Here is a 21,051-nt window from a genome sequence, read left to right on the forward strand (position 1 = left end):
GCGCGGTCGCTCAGCGCTCTTTGCGGCAGGCCGCGATGTTCGGCGAAGAATTGCCCCAGGTCTCCACGACGCAGATGATGGAGAGGTAGTTCCCGGGGATATGGTTGCCGCGGATCAACGCCCCGATGTAGTCCGCCCAGGCCGCGTCCCCGACGCACGGTCTGCCGCTCCTGTGGCAGGCGCGGTCGGTCACGTTCTCGATCTCGTAGAAGCAGCCGTTCGCCTTGTCAGAGCACCTCTTGAGGTAGCTCGCGTGCTCCGCTTCGAGCGAGCGTTGCGTGTAGCCCTTGTCCTTGTTCGCGGGGGTGTAGAACTCGCCGGTCCACCACGCGATCCCCTCGGGCGCGGGGCACGGGCCGACCTCCACGGGCGTCTGCCAGCACCCGTAGGCCCAATCGTAGCTCGCCAGGAGCTCGTCGCGCGACGCGGGCGTCGCGTTCGTCACGCGCTCGTTCATCCACCTGTAGAGGCCATACCGGGCCGCCTGCTCGAGGTTCGCGTTGATCTCGTTCGTGAAGTACGTCCGCTCCTCGTCGAAGACACGCCCGCCGTCCAGGTTCGTGCGGCGCGGGTTGCTCCTCTTGCCGTTTCCGACGGCGCGACCGAGGATGTCGTTGAGCGGGTCGGCGAGCCCGAGGTAGACGGCGTAGGCGCGCGACATCATCGTATTGGCCTCGGCCTCGCTCGTGTCGCCCGTTTTGCTGTACTCCGCATAGGCCGCCATCGTGTCCTGGAGCTCGCGGTCGTTCGGCTCCCGCCCGAACACCCAGAAGAACAGCTGCGCAATCCTGGCGCGACCGGGGCCCCAGCACCCGACCTCCAGCATCCGCGTCTTGCTGGCTGGCGCGTTCGGGTCGACGAAGAGGTACGGCACGGCCGCCCTCGGGACCGACTGCGCCGCCGGCGCCCCTTCGGCGAAGAAATTCGCGGCCGTCGGGCACGTGAAGCGCACCAGCGTCTTGCCGCCGCCGAGCTGGAAATAGCGCGCCGAGGGCGACTGATCGGCGGTCTGGAAGATCTTCACGCTCCTGTCGCACGCGAGGTGCGGCTGCCGGTCGGGATCCGAGGCGGTGAAGCGCGGGTCGCTCGTCGACAGCTCCTCGAGCGTCGCCGCGGGGTCGAAGCCGAATGCCCGCTTCATCATGTCTGCGTTCGAGCCGCAGTCGATCGCGTAGCCCTTCCCGCCGGCGATCAGGTAGGGCGTCACGCGCGTCCTGATCCCGGTGAAGGAATAGCGAACCAGGTAGAGCTCCGCCTCGGCGGCGTAGCTCGTATCGGCCGTCTGCTGCGGGAGATCGCGGCGGGCCCGCGGGAGCGCCTTCCCGGTGCTCGTGTGGCAGTTGATGTCCCGCGTGGCGATCCCCTGCGCGTTCCAGACATCGAGGACGGCGCGGTTGATGGGGATGCTCACCTGCTCGAGGTTGCTGCCGTCCGCCTTCGTCCACGAGAGCGCCGAGAGCACGTTGCTGCATCCTACGGTGTAGATCGTCCCGGGGTCGTCGCGGAGCCGGAGGTAGTACTCGGACTCGCCCTTCCCCAGATCGGCGTCGACGCGGCGATAGACCTGGAAAATTTGCTGGCGCGTGACGTTGGGATCGGCGTCGCAGCGCAGCGTATGGATGGGGACCGGCCCGCCCGCGTCGCGCTCGAGCTGCCTCTGCATCGCGTCGAACGAGTCGTAGAACGCGGCCTGGTTGAGGTCGAGCGTACGCGGGTACCCGAAGCCCTCCAGGATCGGCCCATAATTCGAGCCGCAGCCGATCTGGAACACCACGTTGGGCTTGTTGTCCTTGAAGCTCACGACGACCGGCACTTCGCGCGGCAGGTCGTCTGCGAGGTCCGGATTGTCGTAGACGAGGACCTCGGTCACGTTCGGCCCGATGACCTCCGCCGCGGCCGTGCCCGTGATCGGCGCGTCGACGTCGGACTCCGCCTCGCCGACGCAGCCAGACACCCAGCCCAGCGAGGCGGCCGCCAGGGCCGCGACGCACTGTCGTTGTAAGATCTTCACCTCGTCCTCCGCCTTGATTCGTCCTACCCCGGAGCGTCGGACCGACCGCCGCGATCCGAGCCCATGCCCGATCGCGCGAAGCAGATCGATCCCGGATCCCAATCTCGTTATGATCGGAATGCGTAAATGCGCTGAGAGGCGTTCTGGGTGAACGTGCGGGATGCGAGCGCAGCGCGGACTCCAGCTCGTTGCCTCGTGTCGACGGCGTCGACGAGCCGTGGACACGGATTCGCCGAAGAGAATTCGAGCAGAGTTGCGTCTGATCTCGCCGATGGCGTGCTCCCCGCCGCACCGTTCGGCCAGCTCACTGCTCTTAGTGCCGCCAAGGGGAGCGACCCTTCAGATTATTTTGAGTGGTCTCACTGCCCCGTTCGCTGATGCGCCCGCCTGGAGCGCGGCTTCACCCACGCTGTCCGCGCAGCATGCTTGGCGGAATCGGAGAGCGTTGTGGGCCGCTTGGCGCTGGTGCCGCCGGGGAGCGGGGGAGGCGGGGGATCGACCGTGGTCCCCTGCGATGCGCTTCTGCTGCCGGCGCAAACCCGCGGCCTGAACGGAGGCCGCCCTCGGTCGCCGGTGCGCTCCACGCGCTCGTCGGGCACCGCCACGCCGCCACGTGGTGTCCGCTATAAGAGAGCCATCGTCCGTTATGGTGGACGATGCCGCCGCTCCGTGGTACTGGAGGCCCACGGACGGAACAGCGATGCACTACCGACAGCTGGGTGACAGCGAGCTCCGGGTCTCGGAGCTCTGCCTTGGGACGATGACGTTCGGCGAGCAGAACACGCTCGAGGACGCGAAAGCGCAGCTCGACTACGCGTTCGACGCGGGCATCAACTTCGTCGACGCGGCGGAGATGTACCCGGTGCCGACCCGCGCCGAGACGCAGGGGCGCACCGAGAGCTACGTGGGCGAGTGGCTGAGCCAGAGGCCGCGCGACAAGGTGGTCCTCGCGACGAAGATCGCCGCGTCGGGCCGCCCTTTCCCGTGGATCCGGGGCGGCTCTCTCGCCGTCAACCGCGCGAACGTCCGGCGCGCGGTCGAGGACAGCCTGCGGCGCCTCAAGACGGACTACATCGATCTCTACCAGATCCACTGGCCGGATCGGTACGTGCCGCAGTTCGGCGCCACCGCGTACGACCCGGCGAACGAGCGCTCGAGCACGCCGATCCCCGAGCAGCTCGCGGCGTTCGCGGACGTGATCCGCGACGGCAAGGTCCGCTATCTCGGGCTCAGCAACGAGACCGCGTGGGGGGTGACGCAGTTCAGCCGCATCGCGGAGCACCTGGGGCTGCCGCGGCCGGTGTCGATCCAGAACGCGTACAGCCTCATCAACCGCACGTTCGACGCGGCGCTGGCGGAGGCCTCGCGCCGCGAGGACGTGCCGCTGCTCGCCTACAGCCCGCTCGCCTTCGGCCTCCTGACGGGCAAGTACGTCGGCGGCCCCCCGCCGGGCTCGCGCCTCGCCCGGTTCGAGGCGTTCGGCCAGCGCTACCGGAAGGTCAACGTGGACGAGGCGGTGCAGGCCTACGTGAAGCTCGCGCGCGCCCACGGCCTCACCCCGGCGACGCTCGCGCTCGCCTTCGTGCGCAGCCGCTGGTTCGTGGCGAGCACCATCATCGGGGCGACCACGCTCGCGCAGCTCGAGGAGAACGTGAAGAGCGCGGGGGTGGAGCTCGGCAAGGAGGTGCTCGCCGAGATCGAGCAGATCCACGCCCGCTACCCGAGCCCGGCGCCGTGAGCGCGCCGGCCGTGGAGGCGCAGATCGCCCGGCGGGCTCGGCCCTCGTACACCGAGGCCGAGAAGCGGCGCTTCATGGCGCGGGCGCTGGAGCTGTCGCGCGGCGCGCTCCCGAGCTGCCGCCCGAACCCGCCCGTCGGCTGCGTGGTGGTGCGCGGCGGGAGCGTCGTCGCGGAGGGCTTCACGCAGGCGCCCGGCTGCCACCACGCCGAGGCCATGGCGCTCGCGACGCTCCCCGGCGATCTCTCGGACTGCGCGGCGTTCGTGACGCTGGAGCCGTGCTCGTTCTTCGGCCGCACCCCGTCCTGCGCCAAGGCCCTGATCGCCCGGCGCGTCGGCGCGGTGTTCGTGGCCGTGATCGACAGCCACCCGCGGAACCTCGGCCGCGGGATCGCGCTGCTGCGCGCCGCCGGCGTCCCCGTCGAGGTCGGCACGCTCGCCGACGACGTCGCGTCGTTCATCGACGGCTACCTCATCCGCTGAGATCCCGGCACCGGCGCGCGACCCCGCGCGGGAGACACCGGCCATCCATGGCAACCCGGGAATGTCGCGCTCGAGCGGCGTGACGGGATGAGGCCGAGAGCGCGGATTGACGCGATTCACCCGCGCGTCGCGCGGTGAGCGCCGCGCGGTGAAACGTTGTTTGGTGTCAGATAGTGACTGCTTGTCTGGAGCCCCGGTGCATACTCCCCTGCCGGCGCGGCGAGGGGGGACCTCCCTGGCGCGGCATCGAAGCGCCCGTTGGCGCGCGAGCTCGCGGCTCCAGAGGGACCGCGCCCGGCACGGAGGGAGGAAGCTGTAGATGACGACGAAGCTATCGAGGCGCAGCCTGCTCGAAGGCATGCTGTTGATCGGCGCCGCGGGCTGCGCGGCCCCGGAGGCGGCTGCGGCCGCGGGCGATGGGGTGAAGGCGCCGGCCGACGCGTGGCAGCGCGTCCGGGACGAGTTCGAGGTGTCGCCGGCGTGGATCCACATGACGAGCTTCTATCTCGACTCGCACCCGCGGCCCGTGCGCGCGGCGATCGAGGCGCTGCGGCGGGAGCTCGACGAGAACCCGGTGGACGCGGTCCACGAGCACGAGGACACGACGCCGGTGCGGGAGGCCGCCGCGGCGTACATGGGCGTCCAGGCCGACGAGATCGCGCTGACGGACAGCACCACGATGGGGCTCGCCTTGCTGTACCTCGGCCTGCCGCTCAAGGCCGGGGACGAGGTGCTCACGACGGAGCACGATCACTATGCGATGCACGAGTCGCTCCGGCTCGCCGCGGAGCGGTCGGGCGCGGTGGTGCGGAAGATCGCGCTCTACGAGCGGGGCAGCGACGCGACGGAGGCGGAGATGGCGGGCGCGATCGAGCGAGCGATCACGCCGGCCACGCGGGTCGTGGCGATCACGTGGGTCCACTCGAGCACGGGGGTGAAGACGCCGGTGCGCGCGATCGCGGAGGTCGTCGCCAGGGCGAACCAGGGGCGGGCGCCGGAGGATCGCGTCGTCTGCGGCGTGGACGGCGTGCACGGCTTCGGGGTCGAGGACGCCACGATGGCCGACCTCGGCTGCGATTTCTTCTCGGCCGGCTGTCACAAGTGGATCTTCGGGCCGCGGGGCACGGGCGTGCTCTGGGGCAAGGCCGAGCTCTGGCCGCTGCTCCGCCCGAGCATCCCGCAGTTCGGCAAGGAGGCCTACGAGGCCTGGCTACGGGGGCAGCCGCCGCCGCCCACGAACGCCAACATGATGACTCCGGGGGGATTCCACTCCTTCGAGCACCGCTGGGCGCTGCCCGCGGCGTTCGCGTTCCACCGGCGCATCGGCAAGGCGAGGGTCGCGGACCGCATCCACGCGCTGAACCGGCAGTGCAAGGAGGGGCTCAAGGGCATGCGCCACGTCACGCTGCACACGCCGCTCGACGACGCGCTCTCCGCGGGGATCATCTGCTTCGAGGTGGCGGGGATGACGCCGGAGGCCGCGGTGAAGAGGCTTCGCGAGAGGAAGATCGTCGCGTCGACGTCGCCGTACCGGACCTCGTACGCGCGCGTCGCGCCGAGCCTGCTCAACGACGAGGCGGAGGTGGACACGGTGCTGCGGGCGATCCGGGCGCTCGCGTGAGGGAGCGCGGGCGCATCACGGGATGACCGCGTCCGCCACGACGCAACGCCGTGAGGCGTCGCGTCGTGCGCGAGGGGCGCGGCATCCCCGGGGTGGGCTCGGGCGGCGCGGTGAGCTCCTGATGCGCCCGCGCCGCGCGCCTCATTTGATGCCGGTCGTGAAGCCGCTGTAGGTCACCGGTCCGTCGCCCATGTCGTCGTAGAGGTAGCAGTTGTTCTCCCCGCCTCCTTCGTGGCTGTAGGCGATGCACTGCGAGTCGTGCTGACAGGCGTACTTGCACTTCCTCAGGTCGCCGGATACGAAACCGTAGGGCCATCCGTCGATGAGCTTGTTGGTCAGCGTCTGCGAGTACGCGCCGCTCCCGGTGTACCCGATGTTGTCGAGGATCCAGTTGAGGTGGTACTGGGTGCTCGTGTACTTGTTGCGCATGGCGAAGGCGACCCACCAAGAGCCCCAGAGCACCCCGGACACGCGCTGCCCGTTGGTGAAGATCGGCCCGCCCGAGTCCCCGTCGTCGGTACGGTCGTCGTTGGTGTAGAAGTATCCGTCGTCCACGTTGTCCGAATAGAGGCCGTTCGTCGCATACTTGAGCAGGCTCGTCGAGTTGCTCCCGCCGTCGTGCAGCCCGCGGCCCACCTGGGTGCCGGTCGCGTCGTCTCCCGGGTAATGGAGGTCGAGGCTGGCCACCACGGAGGTCGACGGGATCGGCTTCGCGAGCGTGAGGACCGCGATGTCGGCGAAGTTGCCCCCGTTGTCGTCGAGCTCGTCATCCCACGGATCCACGCCGGGCTTGAAGGCGACGTCGATGACGTCGGTCTTCGGCGCGTCGGGCGTGTTCATGGTGCTATAGAACTGCACCTTCGTGGTCCCCACGGCGGGCAGGCAGTGCGCGGCCGTGAGGACGTGATTCTTGCTGACGATGACGCCGGTGCAGTTGCCGAGCGACACGACCCGCTGCCGCATCCACGCCGCGGGGGCGCTCCCGCTGGTGATGGCGCTCGATTCGCTGTCGACGAGCTCGGCCTCGTCGCCGGCCGCGAGCGCTGCCTCGTCGCCGGTCACGCCCTCGGCCGCACAGGCCGGCGCGAAGGCCGCGGACGCGAGGAGGCCGAGGGTTGCGTACATGCGGTGAAGCCGGTTCAAGTTCAAGAGGCTGGTCACTGGATCCACTCCTTAGCTTCGCAGGTTGAAACGCGTCGATCTGTCCGCCCAGCGTTCCCGAGGGCGAGTCGCAATCGCCTGCCTTGCGCCTGGCGTCTGGCGTCTGGCGTCTGGCGTCTGGCGTCTGGCGTCTGGCGTTTCGTGTCTGCACTCGCCGTGCCGCGCGCGGCCACCCGGGGATGGAGGCGTGAGCGCGCGGGATCTGCGCCGGAAACCCAGCCGATCCGCCAAGGCCACGCGACGCTCGGAGCCCTCTGGCACCGGTGGCACCGCTGGCACTCACAGCTGGCACCGCGGCGGCGACCTTCGGAGGCGGGCAGCTCGGCAGGACCTCCAGGCAAGGGCGAACGCCGCCGGCGAGGAGCTACGCTGCCGTGTCGGGGAGCCCTTCGCCGTGGAGCCCCAGCGGGACGCGGCACGGCAGGTGGACCGCTCTCGAGAGCGTGAGGGGACGCGGGCCGATCACGGGATGATCCGCCGCCGCCGGAGATCCTCGAAGATCCCCCGGAACATCGCCTCCGTCTCGACGTGCTCGTGGAAGCCGAACCGGCGCGCCTTCGAGCCGTCCGCGATCACGTCGTAGTCCCACGAGAACACCGCATCTCCGAAGCGCCACGACGACACGTCCCGGTACGGGTGCCGCGCCAGGCCGTGTTTCTCGATCATGGCGTTCCAGAGCGGCTCCTTGTCGGCCATGACGTCCGCGAGCGGCATCGGCAGCGGGGGCGCCGCCTCCATGTCGAACATGCGGGCGATCTTCGGCCACATCTCGCTCCAGCGGAACATGTCGCCGTTGTTGATGTTGAACGCCTGGTTGCGGCACGGCGCGCTGGTCGCCGCCCAGACCGTGGCCCTGCCGAGCAGGCGCGCGTCGGTCATCTCGATCAGCCTGTCGTAGGCGGCCGGCTTGCCGGGGAACCGCAGGGGCAGGCCGAGCTCCTTCGACATCGCCGCGTAGACCGCGATGACCATGGCGAGGTTCATCGGGACGCCCAGCGCGAAGCCGCACACCACCGACGGCCGGAGGGCCGACCAGGACCAGGCCCTGCCCTTCTGCCGGGCCTCGAGGAACGCCTGCTGGTCGACGTTGAACTCGGGCGGCATGTGGTGCGCGTCGGTCTCGCGGGCCGGCGTCTTGAACGGGCCGAGGTGCGCGCCGTAGACCTTGTAGCCCTGCATCAAGCTGATGTGCTGGAGGCCCGACGCGACCGGCTCGACAGCGTCGACCACGTTGACGAGCATGGCGAGGTTGGGCGGCACGAGCTCGGCCCACGTGGGCCGGTCCTGATAGGCGGCGTAGAAGATGTGCGTGACCTCGGCGAGACCTCCGAGCTTCTTCCGGCAGTCCTCCCGGTCGAGCAGATCGACCACCACGTGGCGGACGCGGCCCGCGGGCGCGCCGCCGCGCCGGGACAGGCCGATCACGTCCCATTCGCCGAGCGCCTCGAGGTGATCGATGAGGTTGCGGCCGATGATCCCTTGCGCGCCGACGACCAGGGCGACCTTGTTCTGGATGCTCATGGTTTGCTCCTGCTTCGAGGTCTGTCCGCGCCCGGTCCGTGCTCGCGAGCGCAGGGGAAAGGTGGAGCGCGGCGGCCAGGGCGAGTACGGGCTCGAGCCGCGCAACACCTTTCGATAAAATCGAAAGATGAGCGCGCTCCTCGAGATGCAGACGTTTCTGGAGATCGTCGATCGCGGCAGCCTCAGCGCGGCAGCGCGTTCGCTCGCGACCGTGCCGTCGACCGTCAGCGCGCGGCTCGCGGCCTTGAGCCGTGGGCAGGCCGGCTGGGCGTGACATGTCACGCCGGCACCGTGACATGTCACGCCGGCACCGTGACATGTCACGCCGGGCAGCTCATCCCCGAGCCCCGCGCCGCGTCGCTTCATCCAGGATTTCGCCTGCGTTGCTGTCTCCCGTCGCATGGGCTGTACCTTGGGGCAGGGGTGGCACGCTTGCTGCCTGCGCGGCGGACGCGGCGAGTCGCGCGACACTCGACCAGGGTATCAAGATGCGTGATCGAGCGTTCGGCCAGTGCCTGAACGCCGATGCCGAAAGGACAATCAACATGTCTTCGTTGATAGATCGAGTCGAACGTAGGACCCATCGTCTCATCGCCACCTCCGCTGCTGCGCTGAGCGGCATGCTCGCGCTCGCCGGGGGAGCGGGCGAGGCGAGCGCGGGATGGACGTGCAGCAACTTCGTGAACGAGTACGTGGATACGAACATGAAGGCCGCGTCGTACAACGGCAGGCCTCACCTGTTCTACGTCACCTCGCCGAGCAACTCGACACCACTGCTGCACACGGCGTTCCCGGACGCCAGCCATACCACATGGACCCACCAGACACTAGCGGGCGATCCGGACGAGGACGGGACCTTCATATCGCCCGGGAAGGCAGCGACCTACAACGGCACCTTCTACGCCCCCTATGTGGACCACTGGACCGGGGCGCTGAAGGTCGCCTCCAAGAGCAGCGCTACCGGCAGCTGGACCCATATCGGCGTCGACGGAGAGGGTGAGAACATCTTCGGGGACATGGGCGCCGAACCCGCCGCTGTCGTCTTCGACGGCAAGCTCTACATCTTCTATACGCCGCAGAGCTTCTTCCCTAGCGACCGGGTGCTACGCGTCGCCGTCTATGATGGATCGACATGGAGCTACCAGCTGGTCGATAATACGAGTGGAATCAGCGGGGCCAAGCCCATTGTCTATGACGGAAAGCTGCGGGTCTATTACAAAGATGGCGGCAATGTTCGCCAGGCCGTCACCAGCAACGGCACGAGCTGGACCCTCTCCGTCCTCGACGGGGACGGGGGTGCCAACGGGCGAACGTCGGATATCGTCGGCGGAGACATCGCGGTCGTGTCGTACGGTAGTCCTTTCACGACCATCAAGCTCATGGTCTTCTACATCAATCTGACCCAGGAGAACCTGCGCGTCGCCGACTTCGATGGAAGCACCTACACGTTCAGCGTTGTCGACGGTACGGGCGGCATCGCGAGCGGAGCGACCAGCGGAGACATCGCCACGCAGATCGACGCGTTCAGCTATGCCGCTGACGTTATTAGCTATAGCAAGCCGTACGTCTTCTATACCGACCAGACCAACCACACGCTTCGCGGGGCTTCGTTCAGCAGCTCCGCCTGGAGCGCGTTCAAGCTGGACGGCGCAACCAGCGGTAACGCGTGCTCCGGCGCGATGACGACGACCGCCGGTTATGACCCGGCGGTCGTCGGGGGCGGCGGCGGCTTCTTTGTCTTCTACGTCCGCGGCTCGGATCATCACGTGCGCAAAGCCCTGTTCACGCCGTAGCGCGGCGCCGCTCGGGGACGAGGCCGGGGCCGCGCGCCGCCCCGGCCTCGTCGCACCTGACGACGACGGGCTCTCCGGCACATGAGCTGTCCGAGCCCCTCAGCGTTCACGCCGTTCTTCCCGATCTCCTCCTCCTCCCGTCTCCGCCATGGCCCCGGCGAGCGCGCGAGCAGCTCGAGGTCTGTCCGCGCCCGGTCCGTGCCCGCGAGCGCAAGGCAACGGTAGAGCGCGGCGGCGCGGGCGAGTACGGGCTCGAGCCGCGCAACACTCTTCGGTAAGACCGAACGATGAGCGCGCTCCTCGAGATGCAGACGTTTCTGGAGATCGTCGATCGCGGCAGCCTCAGCGCGGCCGCGCGTTCGCTCGCGACCGTGCCGTCGACCGTCAGCGCGCGGCTCGCGGCCCTGGAGGAGCGGCTGGGCGTGCAGCTCGTGGTCCGGAGCACGCGGCGGCTCCGCCTCACCGAGGAGGGCGAGCGCTACCTGGTCGACTGCCGCCGCATCCTCGACGAGATCGAGCGGAGCGAGGCGTGCATCCGGCGCGGGCAGAGCTCGCTGCGGGGCAGCCTGCGCATCACCGCGCCCTCGGATCTCGGGCGCGGCCGCCTGCGCGCCGTCCTCGAGGCGTTCCTGGAGGCGCACCCGCGCATCAGCGTGTACCTCCACCTCTCGGACGAGGTCGTCGACCTCGTGCGCGGGGGCTTCGACGTGGCCTTGCGCGTGGGACCGCTGCAGGGGAGCAGCCTGACCGCGCGCAGGCTCGCCACCGGGCACCGGGTCGTGTGCGCGGCGCCCGGCTACTGGGCCCGGCACCCGCGGCCGAGCGCGCCGGGCGATCTCGCCGACCACGAGTGCCTGCTCTGGAACGCGGAGGGCCGGAACGAGGCGACGTGGACGTTCGCGGCGGAGGGCGAGGGGACGCAGGCGGTGCGGGTGCGCGGGCGGCGCAGCTCGAGCGACGGCGAGCTGGTGCGCGCGTGGGCGCTCGCGGGCCTCGGGGTCGCGCAGAAGTCGTTCTGGGACGTCGAGGGCGACCTCGAGGCGGGCCGGCTCGAGTCCGTGCTGAACCGGTTCGTCCGCGCGGCGGATCTGTCGGTCGTCTACCCGGCGGGCCGCCATCTCCCGCGCCGCGTCCGCGCCCTCGTGGACCATCTGGTGGAGAGCTTCCGCGGGCGATGAGATGGCGGCCCGGCGCCGCCGGGGCTCCAGAGGGCGGCCTCCGGCGCGCGCGGCGGCGCGGGATCGGGCGCCGCGCCCGGATGAGCTCGCAGGTCGTGATGGAACCTCGTGGTGATCCGTGAGAGAGCACGCGTATGAGACACATCCTCGATCGCTCGATGGGGCTCCTCCTGGCCGCCGTGCTCTGCTGTGCTGCGTGCAGCGCCTCGCGGAACGAGCCTCCCGGCTCGAACGCGCCGCCGGCGCCGGATCCGGCCACGACGACGCCCACGGCCACCCCGACGGACGACTCGATCGCCGTGGGCAGCGACCCGTGCCAGAGCGACGCGGACTGCGTGCCCGTCTGCGGGTGCCACCCGGCCGCCTGCGTCGCGAAGGCCACGGCGCCCGCGTGCGAGGGCGGGATGATGTGCACGCAGGAGTGCCGGCCGGGGACGATGGATTGCGGCGGCGGCTGCCTTTGCCACGAGGGCCGGTGCGCGGCCCGGCTCGTCAACGCGCCGGCGCGCTGAGCCGCGGCCCGGGCGGGGCGCGCTGCCCCGGCGCTGCGCGCCGGCGGCGCGTCACAGCCTGTCGGGACGAAAGAGCCGGCGATACCGGCGCGTGGTCTCCCCCGAGAGCATGAAGATACCGCCGCCGTGATAATGGAGCGTGCGCGGGTAGCGCGGCGCGGTCGCGGCGTGCGCCTTGACCACCTCGAAGATGAAGAAGTTGTAGGTCTTCACGAGCCGAGCGTCCGCGAGCCGGCACTCGAGGCTCGCGTAGCACTCGGCGATGAGCGGCGCCCCGACCGCCGCGCCGGGCACCGGCGTGAGCCCGAAGGCGGAGAACTTGTCCGTGTCGCGGCCCGAGCAGTTGCCGATGCCGACCACCGCCTCGGCGAGCTCCGCGGTGGGGACGTTGATCGCGCACTCCTTGCTCCGGCGGATCAGCTCGAAGCTGTGGTTCGCGCTGCTGATGACGCACCCGACCAGCGACGGCGCGAACTCCATGACCGTGTGCCAGCCCATGGTCATGATGTTGGTCTCGCGCCGCCACGCCGAGCTGACGAGCACGATCGGGCCGGGCTCGAGGAACCGGCGGATCTCGGCGACCGGGAAGTCTTTCTTGGGAGCTGTCTTCATGGGCGCGTCGCGCCGCTCACTCGGATCGGAGCGACGCCATGTCGATGGAGAAGCGGTACTTCACGTCGGACTTGAGCAGCCTCTCATACGCTTCGTTGACCTTCTGGATGGGGATGATCTCGACGTCTGCGGTGATGTCGTTCGCCGCGCAGAAATCGATCATCTCCTGGGTCTCGGCGATGCCGCCGATGTTCGAGCCGGAGAGGCTGCGGCGCCCCATGATGAGCCCGAACGCGGCGACGCTCAGGGGCTTCGCGGGCGCCCCGACGAGGGTCATGTTGCCGTCGCGGCGGAGCAGGTTGAGGAAGGCGTTGACGTCATGGTCCGCGGAGACGGTGTCGAGGATGTAGTCGAGGCTGCCGGCGTGCTTCTGCATCTCGCTCGCATCGCGGGAGACGACGACCTCATCGGCGCCCAGACGCAGGGCGTCCTCCGTCTTGCCGCGCGAGGTGGTGAAGACGACGACGTGCGCCCCGAACGCGCGGGCGAACTTCACGCCCATATGGCCCAGCCCGCCGAGGCCGACCACGCCGACCTTCTTGCCCTTCTCGATGCCCCAGTGGCGCAAAGGCGAGTACGTGGTGATCCCAGCGCAGAGGAGCGGCGCCGCGCTGGCGGGGTCGAGGTTCGAGGGGATGCGCAGGACGTACCGCTCATCGACGACGATGCTGTCGGAGTAGCCGCCATACGTGACGCCCCCGAGGTGCTTGTCCGGGGAGCCGAAGACGATGATCTGGTTCGGGCAGAACTGCTCCAGCCCTTCCATGCAGCTCGGGCAGGTCCTGTCCGAGTCGACGATGCAGCCGACCGCGGCGAGGTCGCCGGGCTTGTACCTGGTGACCGCCGAGCCGACCTCGGCGACGCGGCCGACGATCTCGTGGCCCGGCACGATGGGGTAGACCGTGCGGCCCCACTCGCCGCGGGCGGCGTGGAGGTCGGAGTGGCAGATCCCGCAGAAGAGGATCTCGATCTGCACGTCGTGCGCGGTCGGATCGCGCCGCGGGATCTGGGTGGGGGCCAGCGGCGATGTCGCGCTGGCGGCGGAGTAAGCCTTCGTGCTGTACATGGTTCGATGCTCCTCGTGATCGGCGATGCTCGCGGCGTTCAGCGATCGATCGGCTGCGTGTAGGCCTCGGACGGGCGACGCCTCGCGCGCTTTGCATGACCTCTTCTCGGTTCCTGTCTCCGTGGGTTCGTGCCGTCGAGCCCCGCGCACGAAGAAACCGACGCCCCGGTCCCGCCGAGGGCCAGGCGCCGGGTCGAGGTGGAGGTCGTCGCCGAGGACCGCTTCCGCGGAGGAGCCGGGCGGTCCATCGCTCGCGCTCGCCCCTGGTCGCCCGCTGAGCCCGGCAGCTCCTCGACGCCCGCCGGCCCCGCTGAACGCGGGCGGGCTGGGCGAAGAAGCGGCGTCGCTCATCTTCCAAATGCTTCGTCGAACTGGCGCTGGAGTTCGGCATCCATCTCGGCTGCCGCTTCAAATACCAGCTCGGCGTAGGGCTCGCACTCGCGACGTAGCGTTTCGTGCTCCTTGAGCGCAAGGTAAGCGTCCGGCTCGTCACGCAGCTGCTTGGCTCTCTCTCTCCAGCGTTCCAGCGCGGCCGCATGAAACTTCTGTTTGTAGGACGCCTGGAAAATTCGTCGCTCTTCGTGGTAAAGGTGAGCGTCCTGTGATGGTGCTGCGGCGTCTGCTCGCGAGTCTATGTGAGTAAGCCATGCTGCGCGCGACTCAATTTCTAGCAGTAGCTCGTCTTTTGATTCGTGTCGCGGCGCTGCCTTCATCAATAAATCCAATGTGCCGGAGATCGCCTCGACTCGCCAGAACATCGACGTGAAAAGTGCGCGTTGGAGCGACGTGCTTGGTTGTGGTCTGGCGTTCCGAAGCGATTGGATGCAGGCCCGGCCGACGCAGACGTTCGGGGCGACGAAGATCCGGTCCAGTGAGGGCCCGTGCCCGGCGTCGGGGCACACGCAGGTCGCACGGCGTGGCGAATCCGGGGAGCTGCCCGGAATTTGAGAATGAGACGCGTCTGCTCTGGCCCCTGCGGGACTTAGCCGGAGCGTTCGAGGGAGCACGGGGCGGGCAGACGTCGCTCCGGGACGTCGAGGGCGACCTCGAGGCGGGCCGGCTCGAGTCCGTGCTGAACCGGTTCGTCCGCGCGGCGGATCTGTCGGTCGTCTACCCGGCTGGCCGCCATCTCCCGCGCCGCGTCCGCGCCCTCGTGGACCATCTGGTGGAGAGCTCCCGCGGGCGATGAGATGGCGGCCCGGCGCCGCGGGTGCTCTAGAGGGCGGCCTCTTCGAGCCGCGCGATGTCGAGCTTCTTCATCTGCATCATGGCTTGCATGACCCGCGCCGCCTTGACCGGGTCCGGGTGCTGGAGGAGCCGCGGCAGCGCCGAGGGGACGATCTGCCAGGACAGGCCGAACCTGTCCTTGAGCCACCCGCACTGGCTCTCGGCCCCGCCGCCTTCGGTGAGCTTGCTCCAGAGCTCGTCGACCTCCTCCTGTGTCTCGCAGGTGACGGCGAGCGAGATGGCCTCGTTGAACTTGAAGTGCGGGCCGCCGTTCATGGCGACGAAGCGCTGGCCCTCGAGCTCGAACTCGACGGTCAGGAGCGCGCCCTTGGGCCCCGGGCCCGCGTCGCCGCAGCGGACCTCTTCGACGACGCGCGAGCGCACGAAGACGGAGGTGTAGAGCCGCACGGCCTCCTCGGCGTTGTTGTCGAACCAGAGGAACGTCTTGATCTTCTGCGCGGTCGTGGTGGTCATGATCGTGACTCCTGGCCGGGTCGAGCCCGGCGGTGGGGTGGGGGCGCGGTCACCTCGACCTCGCCTCGCCTGGATGTCGGAGCACGACGCGCCGCCTCGACATGGCACCGAGATTTTTTTTGAGGGAGGGCCGCCCTGGCCGCCGGGCGGCGGAGGGGGCCCGGGGGCGGGCTTGCAAGGCCGCTGCGCCCGCGTGCGAGGGCGGGATGATGTGCACACAAGAGTGCCGCGCGACCCGCGCGGCCCTGCGCGCCTCGCGCGTTCGCCGGCGAGGCCATCCCCGCCCCCACCCCACGCTGGAAACCTGAGCGCCCCCGCCAGGTGGCACGCGGCCTTCGACCATGTGCCACGTGCCACGTGCCATGTGCCTCGTTCCGCGATGCGCGCGGGGTCGCGAAAGCGCGGGCTGCTTCGCTCACCGGCCGCCTCACCGCGCCCTGCGGGGCGGCGCGCGTGCAGTGGCACGGCTGCTGCTTTCGCGGCGCGCTGCTGCGAAGGGCCGCCTTCACGTCACAGCCAGCCTGCAGGCCCAGAGAGAGAGACCGATGCGTCACTGGTCAACATTGCTTGGATCCATCGTCCTGGTCGGCGTTCCAATCACCGCCGATGCGCAGAGCTCTCAATGCAGAGGCGAAGCTCAGCTCTTTGCCGTCTCGCGGTATCGCGAAACGGCGAATGACCCGTCGATCTACGTGTACGACGGCGACCACGTCTTCACCTTGCGCGGCGACAACTACGGCGAGCCCTATTACGCCACGGCCATCACGTTCGCCAACATCGACGACGATCAGGACCTCGAGCTCATCGCGGGGCGCAACGCGCGCAACTGCACGCTGGGCTGCGACGTCCAGCCGCGCCTCGTCGTCTACGACGACAAGAACAACGAGTTCAAGCAGATCGCGACGCTGGGCGAATGGGACACGAGCAAGGGCGTGCATGCCCTGGCAGCGGGCGATCTGGACGGCGATGGCAAGGACGAGGTCGTCGTCGGCTTGAGCGAAGCGACCGATGACGTGCCGGCCAGGGTGCTGATCCTGGATGACTTCACCCGCGATGGCGGGAACCCCCATTTCCAGACGATCCTCGAGCAGCGCGAGAACCCGGAATGGGGCCCGGACTACTACGTGACGGGGCTCGACGTGCGCGACATCAACGGAGACGGTCGCGCCGAGGTCGCCATCTCCAGGGACAGCCCGTGCGGTATCACGTGCGGCGGCATCGGGCTCCGCGTCGAGGTCGCGAACCTGGATAGCAGCGGTGAGCTCACCACCCGCTTCAGCGCGGGTAATGGCGTGTTCGGCAATGACACTGTCGTGCTCGGGGTCAAGCTCCTCGACTTCGACGGCGACGGGAAGGGGGACCTCGCGGCGATCGCCGAAGGAGATCACGGCGACCAGCGCGTGTTCGTCTTCCCCGGCGCGCACGACCAGATCTTCATGCCGATCGACTTCGACGCTCCTTTCGACCCCGGCAGCAGCAACTGGGACGGCGACCTCCAGGCCATCTCCATCAGCTCCGGGCACATGAACGATGATCAACGGGAAGAGCTGGTGATCGGGCGGAGCCCGGGTGACAAGCGCTCGAAGCTGGTGATCTACAGCAAGAACGCCGACGGGAGCATCTCCGAGACCACCCGCGGTCTGGACTGGGGCGAGGACGTCGGCGCGAACGCGGTCGCCGTCATCGACACGGATATGGATGGCCGGGGCGAGCTCGTGTTCGGGCGCACCGACAGCCCGAACCCGAGGTGGGGCTTCTACGACGACCTGCTCACAGGCGTTGCCTACCGGAGAGGGGGTACCAGCGACTGGTCCGAGGACGAGGACTACTACATCACCGACATCGCCGCCGGCGACAAGTTGTGCATCATCCAGGGCGAGCCGCACCCCATCCCCGACTCGATCGCGGACGCCAACGACGAGATGGACGACCGCTTTCAGAAGCTGCTGCGGGTGTGGATGCGCACCTTCGAAGGCGACTGGACCAACTTCGGGACCTGGGACAGGGCGGCCCTCACGGGCTTCCGCCGCATCGCCGCGGGGCTCGCGGCGCTCGTCCACCTGCCCCAGGGGGACGATCTCAGGCCGCCGGACGACTTCCCGCAGCTCGTCGAGGACTGGCTCCTCGAGAACGCGCACATGCATGACGACGTCGGTACGAAGGCGGACTTCGATTTTCATCTCATGGGCGCGATGACGCTGCTGAACGCGTTCGGGAACACGCCGCTGCTCACAGACGCGTCCGTCAAGGCGCTCCTCCAGTACACGACGCTGACCCCGGCGGGCTGTGAATCCTTCCTCCAGTTCGAGAACAACACCTATCCGCCCGGCCGTTACGAGCTCTTTTGCACACCCAAAGTCCCGTACGCCGGAGACAGGGTGCGCAAGCTGGTGTACGACGCGCCACTCACGGATTTGTTGGGGTTCAGCATCGACGTTCCGGAGACGGAGAACCACGTCCTCATGATCAACACGTGGATCTACCTGGCCAACCAGTGGATCCGCAACAATCCACGGCAAGATCCGGACATCCAGGCCCTTCACGACTGGAGCCCGGAGAAGTACGTCAACGACGGCACGGAGCTCGAGCAAGCGCTGCTCGCCATCCTCGGACGGGTCACGAAGAACGGCTTGTTTGAGACCAACGCGCGCCCGTACCAGGGCCTCGCGCTGCGAGCCTTGATGCAGCTCGCGGGAAACGCCGAAGGCGAGAAGGTGCGAACCGCCGCGCGCAACGCCGTGGACTACATGGCCGCCATGGTCGCCTTCCAGTCGTACCATGGCAAGCGCTATGCTCCGATGCGACGTCAATGGGAGTACAAAGACCGGCTGGAGCTGTACACCGGCGACTATCCGCCGATCATGTTCGGTATCCTGACGGGCGTGTATTCGTTCAACGACGATCCGGACTGCCCGAAGCATTCTCGCAACTGCATGTGGTGGAACGGCGGAGATCAGTACAGAGGGTTCGCCCTCGACGCCGTGCTCAGCGGCTACCAGGTGCCGGAGGTGATCCACCACTTCATGCTGAAGCCGGACAACGAGCAGCCCGGGTTCGGCGCGTACACGCGCGCCGCGGCGCGCTACTCCACGCAGTTTTACCGCATTCACGGGCCGGCGCGCTACCCGGCGCCCAACGTGATGGGCGACCCGGACCTCGACGCCATCGCGCGTGATATGGACCGCGTCCTGGAAGAGACAGCGAGAGAGCAAGGCGAGTATTCCGGGACCTGGAATTACGAGCCGGCGTTCGAGCACTACTTCTCCACCAGCGGCTTCCTGAACAGCTCGGGCGGCAGGTACCGGCCGTTCGACAACGCGGGACTGGATACTGACCCGGGACTGGGGCCTCTCCCAGGACCGATCTCTGAAGAGGATATCGAGGATACGATGCCGGACAAGAAGCACGCGCACGACTTCCTCGCGAAGCCGAGCGTGCTGCTGCTCCCGGACGATCACGGTAACTGGGGTGTGACGGAGGCTCAGCACGTCACGCCGATGATGAGAGGGAACGGCTATACCTCGAACAACGGGCCCGTGTACAAGAACGTCACGCTGGGCTTCGATCCCAATGCAGATTGGCCTGCGCAGACTCCGGATGACTGGGGCTTTACCGACGTCGTCATGCTGGACAACGGGTCGAGGGCCAAGGTGATCACCAAGCCGGACGGCAACCTGCACGTCGTCCTGGTCTCCTTCCCCGTCATGCACGGCGGTCTGTGGGAGGTCGTCCCTGGTCACTGGGGCTCAGGCACCGAGGAGGCGGGCGTCCCGGCCGCGGAGGTCCTGAGCGCGGTCGTGTCCAGGAACGCCGGCCTGACGGCGCAGGGCAACACGCTCCCCTACAAGACGGTGGTGAGCGACGAGCGGCTCGACATCGGCATCTCGGAGGAGGAGTCCCTGATGTGGATTGACAAGATCGGTGGCAACTCCGCGGGCGCGGTCGACCCGCGGCAGCCGCAGGAAGTCATCGATTTCCCGCTCCTCTTGGTCCAGCAGGTCGACGCGGACTACCAGTTCACGGGGGTCGAGTACGTGCGCGCCATGGGCGACGGGCTCGTCACAATCCACAACCCGCACCTGAACTCGACGTTGATCCTCGACTCGAGGGACCACCAGAACCCGGACCGCGACGGGGACCTGCCCAGCCGGGTCCGGTTCGACGGGAGCTGGCTGCCCGCCCAGTCCGGCTCCGCCGCGCAAAACGCCGACGGCAGCGGCTTCACCATCACCCCGAACGGCGCTGGCAACGCCCGCATCGAACGCGAGTACCTGCGCGAGGGGACGAGCTGGACGCCGGGGTCGGTGCGGTTCTCCGTCGCGGTCACCGGCAACCCGACCCGCAGCGCCCGGCTGAAGGTCACGCTGAGCGCGGCCTCGACCGGCACCGTCCAGCTCGGCTCGACCGTGGTGCTCGCCGACGTCCTGACGGCGGGCGAGACGGACGTGCTCTTCAACGTCCCTGCCGCGACGCTGGAGGCGCTCCAGCAGACGCAGGAGCCGGTCACCCTCGCCATCGACGTCGCGGGCGCTGCCGGCGCCATCGTGGACATCAAGTCGCTGCGGGCCAAGACCTATCGCACCACGTCGCCCGGCCAGGCCCTCGTCGGCCGCTGGGACGACCCCTGGACGACCACGGCCAGCAACTCGATGAGCCCGGTCGCGACCGTGGGCGAGACGTCGCAGCGGGTGTGCTCCTCGGGCTCCCGCACGCTCGAGAGCCCGCCCTTCACCCCGAAGGACTTCAGCTGGATCTCTCGCCACCTCGCGCTCGACGTCCGGATCCCCACCGGCCTGCCGAACCCGGCATGGCAGGGCTCCGTGCAGCTCTACTACCATGATCGGCCCGAGGACACCGTGTCCCAGTTCGCCGGGCAGTTCGATCTGACCGGTTATCCCGCGGGCGAGTGGGTCACGGCGCACTTCACGCTCCCCGAGCCGGTCTTCGCCGCCCTCCAGGAGACCGACCGCGGCTCCACCCTGCAGGTCTCGCTCATGGCCGACGCGGCGAACGGCGACTGCTTTCAGTTCGACAACGTGCGGTTCATGGGGGGGCTCCAGTGGAACGGGACGATGCGCTTGCCCGCGAACGACGGGCCGTTCGTGCCGGTCACCACCGCCGCGCGCGTCTTCGGCTTCGAGACCGCGGATACCTGGCACGTCGTGCAGGGGACCTCGGCGAGCCTCGTCGAGTCGCCGAGCCAGCCGGAGGCGAACGCGCTGTCGGTCGCGGTCTCGAACTACACCGTCATCGAGAGCACGTCGTTCCCGACGAGCGAGCTCGCCTCGTTCGGTCCGACGCTGAAGCTCCAGGTGGTGTCGCCGCCTCCGGTCAACCCCGGCTGGGCGGGCGATGCCACCATGTTCCTGGAGTGCATGGGCGCGAACATGTCGCACGCGGAGGTCGCGACGAACACCGTCCCGCTGCCGCAGGGCTCGGGCTCCCACGTCGTCAGCTTCACCGTGCCTCCGGCGGGTCTCGCGCTCCTCGCCCAGGACAACGAGTGCCAGCTCCGGCTCGCGATCAACGGCCCGACCAACGCGGGCACCTACGTGATCGATCACCTGCGCTTCGCCCCCTGACACGAGCGCCCCGCAGGGCCGCGCGACCCCGCGCGGCCCTGCCCGCCTCGCGCGCTCTGCGGCGAGGCCATCC

Annotated in this window: 15 protein-coding genes; 8 read left to right on the top strand and 7 right to left on the bottom strand. The window is 68.8% G+C overall.

Going from position 1 to position 21,051, the window contains the following annotated elements; genetic code table 11:
- Nucleotides 1-10: 10 nt before the first annotated feature.
- A complete protein-coding gene (locus tag WMF26_RS05110; RefSeq protein WP_437999376.1) occupies nucleotides 11-2,011 on the bottom strand; it encodes a hypothetical protein in 2,001 nt (666 codons plus the stop codon).
- 700 nt (nucleotides 2,012-2,711) lie between these two features.
- Here WMF26_RS05110 and WMF26_RS05115 point away from each other — a divergent pair.
- From WMF26_RS05115 to WMF26_RS05125, 3 genes are all read left to right on the top strand, one after another.
- Nucleotides 2,712-3,749 (top strand): aldo/keto reductase, encoded by a 1,038-nt coding sequence (locus tag WMF26_RS05115; protein WP_437336093.1) that lies wholly within the window; start codon nucleotides 2,712-2,714, stop codon nucleotides 3,747-3,749.
- A gap of 74 nt (nucleotides 3,750-3,823) precedes the next feature.
- On the top strand, nucleotides 3,824-4,231 hold the full coding sequence (locus tag WMF26_RS05120; protein WP_437339445.1) for a bifunctional diaminohydroxyphosphoribosylaminopyrimidine deaminase/5-amino-6-(5-phosphoribosylamino)uracil reductase RibD: 408 nt from the start codon (nucleotides 3,824-3,826) through the stop codon (nucleotides 4,229-4,231).
- Between the two features lie 319 nt (nucleotides 4,232-4,550).
- Nucleotides 4,551-5,852 carry an aminotransferase class V-fold PLP-dependent enzyme gene (locus WMF26_RS05125; protein ID WP_437999377.1) on the top strand — a complete coding sequence of 434 codons (1,302 nt, stop codon included), beginning with the start codon at nucleotides 4,551-4,553 and terminating at the stop codon, nucleotides 5,850-5,852.
- A 141-nt stretch (nucleotides 5,853-5,993) separates the two neighbouring features.
- Here the strand turns inward: WMF26_RS05125 and WMF26_RS05130 are convergent, their stop codons facing one another.
- Nucleotides 5,994-7,013 (bottom strand): trypsin-like serine protease, encoded by a 1,020-nt coding sequence (locus WMF26_RS05130; RefSeq protein ID WP_437999378.1) that lies wholly within the window; start codon nucleotides 7,011-7,013, stop codon nucleotides 5,994-5,996.
- Nucleotides 7,014-7,475: 462 nt separating this feature from the next.
- The gene (locus WMF26_RS05135) at nucleotides 7,476-8,534 is read right to left on the bottom strand and encodes an SDR family oxidoreductase (protein WP_437999379.1); all 1,059 of its coding nucleotides are present in this window, start codon (nucleotides 8,532-8,534) and stop codon (nucleotides 7,476-7,478) included.
- Nucleotides 8,535-8,661: 127 nt separating this feature from the next.
- On the opposite strand from WMF26_RS05135, the gene WMF26_RS05140 reads away from it, so the two are divergent.
- From WMF26_RS05140 to WMF26_RS05155, 4 genes are all read left to right on the top strand, one after another.
- Nucleotides 8,662-8,808, top strand: coding sequence for a helix-turn-helix domain-containing protein (locus tag WMF26_RS05140; RefSeq protein ID WP_437999380.1), 147 nt, complete (start codon nucleotides 8,662-8,664; stop codon nucleotides 8,806-8,808).
- A gap of 109 nt (nucleotides 8,809-8,917) precedes the next feature.
- On the top strand, nucleotides 8,918-10,327 hold the full coding sequence (locus WMF26_RS05145) for a hypothetical protein (protein WP_437999381.1): 1,410 nt from the start codon (nucleotides 8,918-8,920) through the stop codon (nucleotides 10,325-10,327).
- A 287-nt stretch (nucleotides 10,328-10,614) separates the two neighbouring features.
- Nucleotides 10,615-11,505: a LysR family transcriptional regulator gene (locus WMF26_RS05150; protein ID WP_061625879.1), complete on the top strand. Its 891-nt coding sequence runs from the start codon at nucleotides 10,615-10,617 to the stop codon at nucleotides 11,503-11,505.
- A gap of 134 nt (nucleotides 11,506-11,639) precedes the next feature.
- The gene (locus WMF26_RS05155; RefSeq protein WP_437938928.1) at nucleotides 11,640-12,017 is read left to right on the top strand and encodes a hypothetical protein; all 378 of its coding nucleotides are present in this window, start codon (nucleotides 11,640-11,642) and stop codon (nucleotides 12,015-12,017) included.
- Between the two features lie 51 nt (nucleotides 12,018-12,068).
- On the opposite strand, the gene WMF26_RS05160 is transcribed toward WMF26_RS05155, so the two are convergent.
- From WMF26_RS05160 to WMF26_RS05175, 4 genes are all read right to left on the bottom strand, one after another.
- Nucleotides 12,069-12,629 carry a flavin reductase family protein gene (locus WMF26_RS05160; protein ID WP_437999382.1) on the bottom strand — a complete coding sequence of 187 codons (561 nt, stop codon included), beginning with the start codon at nucleotides 12,627-12,629 and terminating at the stop codon, nucleotides 12,069-12,071.
- A gap of 16 nt (nucleotides 12,630-12,645) precedes the next feature.
- Nucleotides 12,646-13,695: an NAD(P)-dependent alcohol dehydrogenase gene (locus WMF26_RS05165; protein WP_437999383.1), complete on the bottom strand. Its 1,050-nt coding sequence runs from the start codon at nucleotides 13,693-13,695 to the stop codon at nucleotides 12,646-12,648.
- Between the two features lie 347 nt (nucleotides 13,696-14,042).
- Nucleotides 14,043-14,453 (bottom strand): hypothetical protein, encoded by a 411-nt coding sequence (locus WMF26_RS05170; protein ID WP_437999384.1) that lies wholly within the window; start codon nucleotides 14,451-14,453, stop codon nucleotides 14,043-14,045.
- A 457-nt stretch (nucleotides 14,454-14,910) separates the two neighbouring features.
- Entirely contained in the window at nucleotides 14,911-15,396 is a 486-nt protein-coding gene (locus WMF26_RS05175; protein ID WP_437999385.1) for a VOC family protein, read from the bottom strand.
- A gap of 692 nt (nucleotides 15,397-16,088) precedes the next feature.
- Between WMF26_RS05175 and WMF26_RS05180 the strand changes: the two genes are divergently transcribed.
- Nucleotides 16,089-20,978 (top strand): FG-GAP repeat domain-containing protein, encoded by a 4,890-nt coding sequence (locus tag WMF26_RS05180; RefSeq protein WP_437999386.1) that lies wholly within the window; start codon nucleotides 16,089-16,091, stop codon nucleotides 20,976-20,978.
- The last annotated feature ends 73 nt before the right edge of the window (nucleotides 20,979-21,051 follow it).

The sequence above is a fragment of the Sorangium sp. So ce185 genome, assembly GCF_051526825.1.
Lineage (GTDB): Bacteria > Myxococcota_A > Polyangia > Polyangiales > Polyangiaceae > Sorangium > Sorangium cellulosum_D.